Source organism: Colwellia sp. BRX8-4 (genome assembly GCF_014077345.1).
Taxonomy (GTDB): Bacteria; Pseudomonadota; Gammaproteobacteria; order Enterobacterales; family Alteromonadaceae; genus Colwellia_A.
Genome location: NZ_JACGVS010000008.1, coordinates 141,046 through 151,647, shown reverse-complemented (window position 1 = coordinate 151,647; position 10,602 = coordinate 141,046). Strand labels below are relative to the sequence as shown.

Sequence of the window (10,602 nt, the reverse complement as noted above, 5' to 3'; positions counted from 1 at the left end):
CGACCATAAAATACCACGACTTCTTTAACGAGTGCTAGGTTAACGTCTGTGTTTTGAATTAATAGACTTTTGAGGTTCGTCTCAGGAGGATAACGCATAAACCTATGCTTAATCAGCAAAATAAATGGCGAATCTTGGACTGCGAAATAATGGCTTGGATATCGGCTTGGCTATTGGCTTGGCTAATGTTGGATAATATATTTAACAAACACTTGTCCTAGCAAGAACAACATTATTTTGGTCTGGTTAAGTGTAATCAACCGATTGCCCCTTAGGGCATTTTCCCTTAATACTTATCTTTCTAAGTGCTCGGCATGAAAACGCAAATGCGCTTCAATAAATGAAGAGATGAAATAGTAACTGTGATCATAGCCTTCATGAATAGTTAACTCTAATGGGTAACCACTCATTTTTGCTGCAGCCTCTAGCGTTTCTGGTTTTAATTGCTCTTTCAAAAAGTCATCTGCACCACCTTGATCAACTTTGGCAGGAATAAACTGTTTTGCTATACGCATTAATTCACTGGCATCATGCTGGTACCAACTTGCTTGGTCTTTCCCCAAGTAAGCGCTGAAAGCTTTTTTGCCCCAAGGCACCTTAATCGGATTACAGATAGGACTAAAGGCTGACATTGAACGATAACGTTCAGCGTTTAACAAACCAATAGTTAGTGCCCCGTGTCCGCCCATGGAATGTCCACTAATAGCGCGCTTATCTGACACTGGAAATGTGGCTTCAATAATTGCTGGCAGTTCTTTAACCACATAATCATACATCTGATAGTGACGGCTCCAAGGTGCTTGGCTAGCATTAAGATAAAATCCTGCGCCCTGACCCAAATCATAACTATCGTCATCAGCTACCTCTTCACCTCTTGGACTAGTATCAGGAGAAACAATAGCAATGCCTAACTCAGCAGCTACTCGCAGTGCGCCGGCTTTTTGCATAAAGTTTTCATCGGTACAGGTTAGACCTGAAAGCCAGTAAAGCACAGGCACTTTTTTGCCATTATTAGCCTGTGGAGGCAAAAAAATGGCAAAGCGCATGTTAGCGTTTACGGCTTTAGAATGGTGGCTATATTGCTTGTGCCAGCCACCAAAAATTTTATTTACACTGATACTTTCAATTAAAGGATCAATTGTCATAGGGTAACCTCAAGACGCTCCCCTGCTAATTACTGCAATAAAAGGGCAACGCCATACTATTAATGTGAGTGACTATCTTTCTAAAGACAGATGCTGGTTATTTATATCGCCTATTTATCAAAATGAATAACACTGCGAATACTTTCTCCTTTGTGCATTAACTCAAACGCTTCATTAATGTCTTCAAGACTCATGGTATGAGTAATAAAATCGCTCAAGTTGAATTCACCGGCTAAATAACGTTCAACATAATCTGGCAACTCAGTACGACCTTTAACACCGCCAAATGCAGAACCACGCCATACTCGCCCCGTTACCAGTTGAAATGGACGGGTTGATATTTCTTGTCCGGCACCGGCAACACCAATGATCACTGATTCTCCCCATCCTTTATGACAACATTCTAAGGCAGAGCGCATTAGGTTAACGTTACCAATACATTCAAAAGAGTAGTCAACACCGCCATCGGTCATTTCGACAATCACATCTTGAATAGGCTTGTCGTAGTCTTTGGGGTTAATAAAATCGGTAGCACCCAATTTTTTCGCAAGTTCGAATTTACTTTCGTTAATATCGATAGCAATAATTCGACTAGCTTTCGCCATGGTCGCGCCAATCACTGCAGACAATCCAATACCGCCAAGGCCAAAGATAGCAACAGTTGCGCCCTCTTCAACTTTTGCCGTATTCATGACTGCGCCCATGCCGGTGGTAACACCACACCCTAGTAGACAAACCTCTTCTAATGGTGCTTCTTTATTAACTTTCGCTAATGAAATTTCTGGCAAGACTGTGTATTCAGAAAAAGTTGAACAGCCCATATAATGAAAAATAGGCTGACCATCTTTGTAAAAGCGGGTCGTGCCATCTGGCATCAAGCCCTTGCCTTGTGTCTCACGAATTTTTTGGCAAAGGTTGGTTTTACCCGATAAACAGAATTTACATTCACCACACTCTGGTGTGTATAATGGAATAACGTGATCGCCTACCTTAACACTGGTTACACCTTCACCTATTTGTTCAACAATACCACCGCCTTCGTGACCTAAAATAACGGGGAAAATTCCTTCTGGATCCTCTCCAGATAAGGTAAAGGCATCGGTATGACAAACACCAGAGGCAATAACCTTAACTAACACCTCTCCTTTGCGAGGTAGCATGACATCGACTTCTTCGATAGATAGTGGCTGATTAGGGCCCCAAGCAATAGCCGCTTTCGATTTTATAAATTTATCTGACATCGTTATTCTCACTTTTCAATTAATAGGTATTTTGATGGGATTAGCATCTAGTCGAATTTGTTACAGTAACATTAGTTTACTCAACTTATTTAAAGATGATAATACGCCTAATGCGTAATTAACTTTTACCCCTTGGTAACAATCTAAAGGACATAGCTACCAAGGGGTAAAAGCATTTTGGTTAAAAATTTTGATCTACATTATTCATCTTAATGACTGTGTCCTTGGGCAAGATTTATCATAGCAATACCAACAGCAACTAACCCCATGCCTAGCCATGTTGTTAAATCAAGATGCTGACGGTAAATCAAAGCAGACAATAAAGTCACGGTTATAATGGCAAGCCCGGCCCATAGCGCATGGACGATACCAACTGGCATGCCTTTCATTGCTTGACCTAAAAAAATGAATGCGGCTAAATGTCCAAGTAAAACTAAAGCACTTGGCAGTGGTTTACTAAAACCATCAGTCTCTTTTAATGCTACATGAGACATCGCCTCAGCAGCGACACCTAAAAAAAGGAATAACCAACTCATCTTTATTTCCTATAATGTTATACGAACGGTCACTGTCAAAGGTCTAAAGTAATTTTAAATAAGCTACTTTTGTGGCCACTAACAATGTCTTGTTGGCGGCTAGTATAGTTATTTCTATATAAATGATAATATGCTAATTTGTAAATTCACTTGTACATATAGGTAATAATCATGCAGTGGGATGGCATTAGCGAATTTGTTTACGTTGCGGAAAATGAAAGTTTTACCCTCGCCTCAAAGAAAATGGCGATATCTACCGCACAGGTGAGTCGACAGATAAGTGCATTAGAAAAACGCCTTAATATTAAGTTATTTTATCGAACAACTCGCAAAGTATCATTAACAGAAGAAGGCCGTGTTTTTTATCAGCATTGTCGCAGTGTTCTCGATGGTCTCGATGCTGCTGAGCGGGCTATCACAAATTTGCAGTCAAAACCCCAAGGCAAAATTAAATTAACAGCGCCTGTTGCCTATGGTGAAAAACAAATATTACCGCTAGTGAATAATTTCATAAAACAATATAGCGATGTTGAAGTGTCGGCTTATTTAAGCAACCGCCAAATAGACATTGTTGAAGAAGGCTATGACCTAGCAATTCGCCTTGGTAAGTTAAGTGACTCGACCATGATGGCAAAAAAACTTGGTAAAAGAACAAACTACCTTTGTGCATCACCGCAATACTTAGAAAAACAGGGAGTACCCCATTCTATATCAGAGCTTAATAAACATAGTTGTTTGTTGGGTACATTAGACTACTGGCATTTTAGAGAGTCTGACCGAGAAAAAAGTATCCGCGTAACCGGTAGATTAAGATACAACAATGGCTACAGTCTGATGGACGCCGCATTAAAGGGCTTAGGGATAGTTCAGTTACCCGATTATTATGTTCAACAACGCATAGAAAGTGGTGAACTGGTGACCCTATTAGATAATTACCGTGCGCCTGATGAAGGAATATGGGCAATTTACCCTCAAAATCGCCATTTATCGCCTAAAATAAGACTGCTGGTTGATTACTTAGCTGAACAGTTACTTTAATCTTCAGCTTTATTAAATTACCGAACAAGACTGTAAAGCTTAAGTCATAACATAAAATAATAACGGTTAGGTTTGCCGCTATTATCTTACATACACTCCACCTAAGCTTCCAAAGTCACGCCGCGCAGATAAAGAGACAGCAATAAAAGGAAAGTAGTAATGATCAATCGCCTGTTTTATCCGTTAATCATCCAACAGACTTTCGAGTGAATGTGTAACGCCCATTCGTTGATGTACTACTGGACTTGTTGTGGTGTATAACGTTGGAATACGGTCTTTTTCTAAAACAGTTTCCGCAATCGAAAAGGCCGCTAAGGCCGTTTCGTGGAAGCCACTTAAAATCAACTTTCGTTTACCCGGGTAATAATTAATATCACCAACGGCATAGATACCCGGCACTGAGGTTTGAAAAGATTGTGTATCTACTTTTATCTGGTGTTGGTGCATGGCAAGTTGCCAATTTGCTATCGGGCCAATCTTGGGTGACATACCAAAGAATATAACAAGTTCATCAAGTTCCACTCTACGTTTGATGCCATCTTTTGAATTTACTGTTAGGCCAGTTAGCTTATTATCTTCTTGCTGAAAGTCGCTCACTTGACCACATAAAAATTGCATTTTGAGTTCTTCACACAAGGCGTACATTTCATTCACGCTACTTGTAGCGGCTTTAAATTTTGTACTACGATGAATAAGCAAGACACTATTAGCCGTTTTTTGTAGGCTTAAACTCCAATCAAGTGCGGCATCTCCGCCACCTAGCACAACGACGTTTTTATCTTTAAAGTGTTCTATATTATTGATTCGGTAGAACAGTTGTTTATCTTCAAATTTATCAATTAAGGGTATTTTTAATTTAACGGGTGAGAAGGCACCATTACCAGCAGCAATAATCACCGCGCGACAGTGAATAAGCGTATTCTTGTGCGTGGTAACTGAAAAAGAAACATCCGACAATTTATTAATGTCTTCGACCCGCTCGCCCAATAAAAAAGTTGGCTTAAAGGGAGCCGCTTGCTCATAGAGATTTTCTATAACTTGGCTTGCCTTAGCATTAGGCAAAGCAGGAATATCATAGATAGGCTTATCTGGATAGAGTTCAGTGCATTGGCCACCAACTTCTGGCAAGCTGTCAATAACAACCGATTTTAATCCTTGTAAACCAAGCTCAAATACTTGAAACAAACCAACAGGGCCTGCACCAATAATTACAACGTCTGTCGTTAAGGTTTTCATAAGTACCTCCTCAGTACCATTAGCTTATATTTATGGCGGATCTAGCGCCTTGAAATATCAGTCTATTGTCATTTTTATAATCAATATAAATCACTACGGGCTTTATTGATTTACCCTTAGCAGGGTTAGCATTTAACGAGTCAAAAAATCACTTATCACCCATACTCAAAATGGTTCGCTACTGCTATTCTATAAATTTTTTTTCAAGTTGATGCTCAATTTATTCATCTACCCTGCTCGTCTTTTTTAACCAAGGTTTAAAGAATAACGCACTGGAAAAAAACAAGATAAAAGCTTGCGTCGTGATGCCTTGCCACGTTGAATTAATACCTAGCCACGCTAAATGAAAGTCAATAGGAAAGCGCGTAATACTAATAATAGCGGCTTCTTGCAGCGCTGTTATCGCTTTACCTGCAAGAATAAATGACAAGGCTAATAGTAAATACGTTGTTATTGAAAAGAATCGCGCTATTGGTAATTTAATAGAATATTTAATCATTAACCAGGCCACGACAACTAGCATAGCCGCTGCTGCCCCAAAGCCACTAAAAAGAACAAATTGCTGTGAGGGGTTTGTCTGGGTTAACAATGATTGATAAAACAGTACTGTCTCAAAAACCTCACGATAAACCGCAATAAACGCTAAGCCAGATATTCCCCATAAAGCACCTGATTTTAAACTTTTATTAATATTTTGTTGAACATAACGTTGCCATTGATCGGCTTGCGTTTTGCTGTGCATCCAAAAACCAACATAAAAGAGCACAATTGCAGCTAACAGCGCGGCAACCCCCTCCATGGTTTCACGGCTAGCACCGCTAATAGTCACTAATTTTTGTGCCACTAACCAAGTTAACCCACCCGCAATTAAGGCTGCTATCCAGCCAAAATGAAGATATTTAATGGCTTCTTTTTTATTGGACCGTACCAGTATGGTAAAAAGTACCAGCACAACCAATAGCGCCTCTAAGCCCTCTCGTAACAAAATAATAAAACTGGCGCTAAATAAAGCTGTGTCTGATATAGCTGAGTCATTGAGTAAAAATTCAGCTTGTTCTATTTGCAGCAAAATTGCAGAAACAGATACAGCAACGTCACCCGAGCCTTCCTCGTTGTTAATTTCATTGCGCAAGCCTAACAAGTTAAATTCAATCATTTTACGTAACGAACTATCATAAGCGTCGAGGTTATTTTCAACAAGCTCAAACCCATCTAAGTAGGCACTCACCGCAAATTGTTGGGCAAGTATAACGTCATTATTTTTGTAAGCGGCAAGTGCTTTTTTAAGTTGATCACGCGCGATTGTTAATGGCGCCTTAGTTGCAGAAAACAGTTCCTCAGGGTTAGATCTAAGCTGCTCAACAAAACCTTTTTCCAAGTCAGTTTTCGCCCTATACAATTCGTTAGGGCTATACTGAACAAGTTCGGCGAGTGAGAGTTCAGGTGCATTATTTTCTTGTCGTTTTTCATCAAAAACAAAAGCTAAACTACCCGTATAAAATGCTAACGACCAACGTTGTTTTACCGTTAAGTTATTAAATGAAGGCATAGCAGTGCCGTCAAGACCGCCGGTTACCACATCATATAATCCTAGAATAGAACGGTCTAAAGCACGTGTTCTTTCGTTAAAATTAGTAGGCTGTGGACTTAGTTGCCTTGCAAGCTTCCCGTCTCCTTTACCCGTTACACCATGACAACTGGCACAATTATTTTGAAATAATTGCTTTACCCTAGATGCTGAAAGTAAAGATGTTGGTAACGATAACTGCGGAGAGTTTTTTATCAGCAGATTTTTTAATTCACTGGTCAGCATTTGTATTTCGACAAGTGTTTTTTTCGCTTGTACCGCAGAGAGAAGTGATTTCGATAACGTAATCATGGCTTGTTCACCCGGCTCTCTCTCCGATCTTTCAGCAATAATGTTCGAAAAATCAAGCATTTCTTGATACTCACTTTGATCAATAACTTTGCCATTACTGATGGCAGAAGCATAATCAACACTAATATATTCGGTGAGTTGTAAAAGTTGACGTAATCCTTCTGTACCGTTGCTTGCCGATGTTTGCGTTGATATAAGATAACCAATAACAAAAAAAATATGAATAAATTTGCGCTTAAATGAGCGCATTGAAAAAGTCATTAATTTTTGAAAATAGCGAGAAAAATAATAAGTCATAAATAACTCTGTAACGCAATTGAGAATGATTCTCATTATACTACATAGGATAAGGATAATGTTAAATATTTATAAAAATAAAGTACTATAGTATCGGTTTAAGTTCTAACGGTTAACGTATGTCCCCTTAAATTAAATGTTCGCTTTTAATAAAGCACAATAATAGTTTATCGACTAATGAACCTCCCCCTTTATAGCCAATAATCTCCTCAAAGAGATAACAGTAAAGTTTGACCCTAAAGCAGGTCAGGCGTTACTATGATGAAGTTCTAGTAGGCTTTAGCTAAAATAGCTTGGCCAATTTACTCACCTAGTCGTAACATAAACATCCATATTTGAAATATTTACACCAACGCTGAACGGTTATACGTTCCTTAACAAAAGTGGCCGTATGTACAAAACTAAAAAAAGCACCAAACCCCAAGAAATTTCTTACAAACGTGTTCAATCATACATGATGTGGATGATCGAGAGATACGGTGATTACTCAGCAAAATCTTTATTGCAAAAAGCCAATTTATTATTCAAAGATGATACTCAATATAATCAAACTGCCTTAGATTATTTAATTGAACACGAAATTATAGATGATGCTCGTTATGCTAAAAGACTAACGCTTAGTCTGGCCGAAAGTAAAATAGGCCCAAATAAAATAAAAGAGAAACTTTATGCTAAGGGTTTTCAATCAACAACCATTAATGAGTGTGTCAATGAACTTGAAACGTCAGAAGATGACTATTTTGATAAAGCGTTGGCGTTAAAAATAAGAAAATTTGGTGAAGAGCCTATTACCGATATAAAGTTGAAGCAAAAAGCTTTACGCCATTTAACGGCAACCAAAGGATTTTCATATGCCATTGCCAATAAAGCGATTACTTATAACCCTGAACAAGAAGAATAGGTAGTCTGTCATTAAGGCTTTATTTTATAACAAACAATAAAATAAACTTAAGACCCTGTGCTTTATATACAGCTTACACCACAAGAATAGTGCGTTAATATAAGATCAATATCTTCGCCAGCTTTATTGTTAGTAATCATCAAATACTTTTTTAAATTGACCATTATTTTTCAATACAGAGATGGCTTGGTTGATTCGAGGAAGTAAATTTTCGTGTTCTTTTCTTAATCTAATAACGATATCACCTTTAGTATGTAAAGAAGCGAGTGCTATAGACGTTTGATGCTTTTCAGCCCAATATTGAGCCGCTCTTTCTTCTATAATGGCAACCTTAAAGCGCCCTTTTACCAACCCTTTGACTAATTCACTTTCTGATAAAAAATCAGCACGAATAAATTTGTCATCATCAAAATAAGCATAACCTGCTACTGTGCCGACTAACTGCCCATAAGCCATTTCTGGTTGATTGAACTCTATTGCAACATTAGGCAATGTAACAAAGTATTCTGTTACTTCAAATAAAGGAACACTGCTAACATAATCAACACCAATAATTTTATCTTTAAACCAATTGGGGCTAACAACATCGAAGTCAATTTGTCCTAATTCCAATGCGGTAACCGCTCTTTTTCCCGGGAGATAACTGGTATCAGTAGGAATGGCTGCTTGCATCATAATAAGCTCAATTAACGCGATAATAATACCAGGTTTTTGTTTATTTCCACTATAACCAAATGGCACCCAAGCCTTGGTGCTGCCTAGATCATATTTTAAAGGACTAGCAACAGTTTCTGTCGCACTAGAGACAAAAGATCCAAGCGTCATTGAAGCAGCGATTAAAAATATCGCCACATTAACCGTACGTTTCATCTTTGGTATTATCAATTGAAAATTCACTAAGTAGCCCCCCAAGAAGAGTTGTTTTAACTAAATAGAGTGTAAAAAACAAATCAGATACATTTTTAAAATTAACAGATAAAAAATCCAGTAGGCTAGTCGCGTAACCTTCATCGTTTTCGCAGCGCTAATAGCGTTAGCTATAACATAGCGCGATTTACGGTCTATTTCGACTGTCTATTTACATAGTCAAACTATAACGATTATTCACAGAAACGCTTATCCAAGAGGCGTAATTAAATGTTAATAAAAATCTGAAATACGGTTAATAAGATGAGCTTATTAACATTAGTTTTAATGATTTTATCTCTTTATTAAATATTGTTAATTATCCAAATAAGTTAATAATATTTCAGACCATAACTTTAATTATTTTTAAATCTTAACGTAATGTTAGGCACATAAAAATATGCCGTAAAGGTAAAGACTTCTTGTAGAATTTAGATTATTACTCATATAAATCAAGGTCCATAAAGAGAATAATTTAGTTTATTAAAATACTCTTTAGTAAACTCAATAAAAGCGTTCAGTTTATTCGACTGGTGAATTAATTGTGGATAAATCATAAAAATGGTCTGCCCTGCTGGCATTTCACTTTCAAGTATAGCGACTAACGTTCCCTCCTTAATCTCTTGGTCGACTAAATAGTCAGGCACCCTAATAATACCTTCGCCATTTAATGCTAATGTTTTCAGCATATGGTTATCGTTTATTTTTAACCAACCATCTACAGGCACCTCAGCGTTTAAGAATGACCAAGTTAATTGCTCTTGTCCCCTTAAACATTGATGCGTTTTTAAATCGCTGGGCACCTTTGGTTTACTGTATTTATCTAAATATTCAGCAGAAGCACAACAGCAATGTTTATAGGGCAAAATAGCTTTTGCAACCATATTTAAAGGCGGGGAGTTTGTGGCACGAAAAGCCAAGTCAAAATCACTACGATTTAAATCAAAACGGGTGTAACTGGTATCGATAGAAAACTCAATGGCGGGATGTAAGGCGCTAAACTTAGAAAAAATGTCGAGTAAAAACCTTTTAGTAAAGAGGCTTGGTGCTGTAATTTTTATAACACCTTCAATAGCATTGCCCTTATGACCAGCATTTCGCTCTAGTTCTAAAACAGAATGACGAATTTTATTTACACCCGTTAAAACACTTTCACCTTCTGCGGTTAAGCGAACACTCCGTGTCGAGCGGATCAACAAAGCAAAACCCATCTCCTTTTCTAATCGACGAATTTGAGCAGATAGATGCCCTCTAGATATTTGTAAATGTTGTGCCGCGACCGTAAAGCTTAAATGGCGGGCAACTTCACTAAATAACATTAATCGCTCAAGTTTTTTATGCTCTTTATTCATCATCTTTTGCGCTTATTGTGTGTTATATAAAACAATGAATTTTATTTTGTTATATATTCATTTGCAAATTT

Annotated in this window: 9 protein-coding genes; 2 read left to right on the top strand and 7 right to left on the bottom strand. The window is 37.8% G+C overall.

Going from position 1 to position 10,602, the window contains the following annotated elements; all coding sequences use genetic code 11:
* Window positions 1–293 precede the first annotated feature (293 nt).
* The 3 genes from fghA to H4J56_RS09090 all read right to left on the bottom strand — a co-directional run bounded on the left by fghA (window position 294) and on the right by H4J56_RS09090 (window position 2,922).
* On the bottom strand, window positions 294–1,145 hold the full coding sequence (gene fghA / locus H4J56_RS09100) for an S-formylglutathione hydrolase (RefSeq protein ID WP_220465928.1): 852 nt from the start codon (window positions 1,143–1,145) through the stop codon (window positions 294–296).
* A 110-nt stretch (window positions 1,146–1,255) separates the two neighbouring features.
* Complete coding sequence (locus H4J56_RS09095) at window positions 1,256–2,386, bottom strand: S-(hydroxymethyl)glutathione dehydrogenase/class III alcohol dehydrogenase (RefSeq protein WP_220465253.1); 1,131 nt, start codon at window positions 2,384–2,386, stop codon at window positions 1,256–1,258.
* 209 nt (window positions 2,387–2,595) lie between these two features.
* The gene (locus tag H4J56_RS09090) at window positions 2,596–2,922 is read right to left on the bottom strand and encodes a multidrug efflux SMR transporter (protein ID WP_146797193.1); all 327 of its coding nucleotides are present in this window, start codon (window positions 2,920–2,922) and stop codon (window positions 2,596–2,598) included.
* Between the two features lie 171 nt (window positions 2,923–3,093).
* Here H4J56_RS09090 and H4J56_RS09085 point away from each other — a divergent pair, with 171 nt between their 5' ends.
* On the top strand, window positions 3,094–3,960 hold the full coding sequence (locus H4J56_RS09085; protein ID WP_182214163.1) for a LysR family transcriptional regulator: 867 nt from the start codon (window positions 3,094–3,096) through the stop codon (window positions 3,958–3,960).
* A gap of 183 nt (window positions 3,961–4,143) precedes the next feature.
* Here H4J56_RS09085 and H4J56_RS09080 read toward each other — a convergent pair whose 3' ends face one another.
* A complete protein-coding gene (locus tag H4J56_RS09080; RefSeq protein WP_070376554.1) occupies window positions 4,144–5,196 on the bottom strand; it encodes an NAD(P)/FAD-dependent oxidoreductase in 1,053 nt (350 codons plus the stop codon).
* Between the two features lie 220 nt (window positions 5,197–5,416).
* Complete coding sequence (locus tag H4J56_RS09075) at window positions 5,417–7,372, bottom strand: FTR1 family protein (RefSeq protein ID WP_220465927.1); 1,956 nt, start codon at window positions 7,370–7,372, stop codon at window positions 5,417–5,419.
* Between the two features lie 391 nt (window positions 7,373–7,763).
* On the opposite strand from H4J56_RS09075, the gene H4J56_RS09070 reads away from it, so the two are divergent.
* Window positions 7,764–8,273 (top strand): regulatory protein RecX, encoded by a 510-nt coding sequence (locus H4J56_RS09070; protein ID WP_182214158.1) that lies wholly within the window; start codon window positions 7,764–7,766, stop codon window positions 8,271–8,273.
* Window positions 8,274–8,402: 129 nt separating this feature from the next.
* On the opposite strand, the gene H4J56_RS09065 is transcribed toward H4J56_RS09070, so the two are convergent.
* Window positions 8,403–9,170, bottom strand: a complete 768-nt coding sequence (locus H4J56_RS09065; RefSeq protein WP_182244964.1) for an ABC transporter substrate-binding protein — start codon at window positions 9,168–9,170, stop codon at window positions 8,403–8,405.
* Window positions 9,171–9,631: 461 nt separating this feature from the next.
* On the bottom strand, window positions 9,632–10,534 hold the full coding sequence (locus tag H4J56_RS09060; RefSeq protein WP_310733697.1) for a LysR substrate-binding domain-containing protein: 903 nt from the start codon (window positions 10,532–10,534) through the stop codon (window positions 9,632–9,634).
* Window positions 10,535–10,602: the final 68 nt, after the last annotated feature.

Coding starts and splice junctions, on each gene's coding strand:
- fghA (WP_220465928.1), bottom strand. CDS start 1,145: ATGACAATTGATCCTTTAATTGAAAGTATCAGTGTAAATAAAATTTTT.
- H4J56_RS09095 (WP_220465253.1), bottom strand. CDS start 2,386: ATGTCAGATAAATTTATAAAATCGAAAGCGGCTATTGCTTGGGGCCCT.
- H4J56_RS09090 (WP_146797193.1), bottom strand. CDS start 2,922: ATGAGTTGGTTATTCCTTTTTTTAGGTGTCGCTGCTGAGGCGATGTCT.
- H4J56_RS09085 (WP_182214163.1), top strand. CDS start 3,094: ATGCAGTGGGATGGCATTAGCGAATTTGTTTACGTTGCGGAAAATGAA.
- H4J56_RS09080 (WP_070376554.1), bottom strand. CDS start 5,196: ATGAAAACCTTAACGACAGACGTTGTAATTATTGGTGCAGGCCCTGTT.
- H4J56_RS09075 (WP_220465927.1), bottom strand. CDS start 7,372: ATGACTTATTATTTTTCTCGCTATTTTCAAAAATTAATGACTTTTTCA.
- H4J56_RS09070 (WP_182214158.1), top strand. CDS start 7,764: ATGTACAAAACTAAAAAAAGCACCAAACCCCAAGAAATTTCTTACAAA.
- H4J56_RS09060 (WP_310733697.1), bottom strand. CDS start 10,534: ATGATGAATAAAGAGCATAAAAAACTTGAGCGATTAATGTTATTTAGT.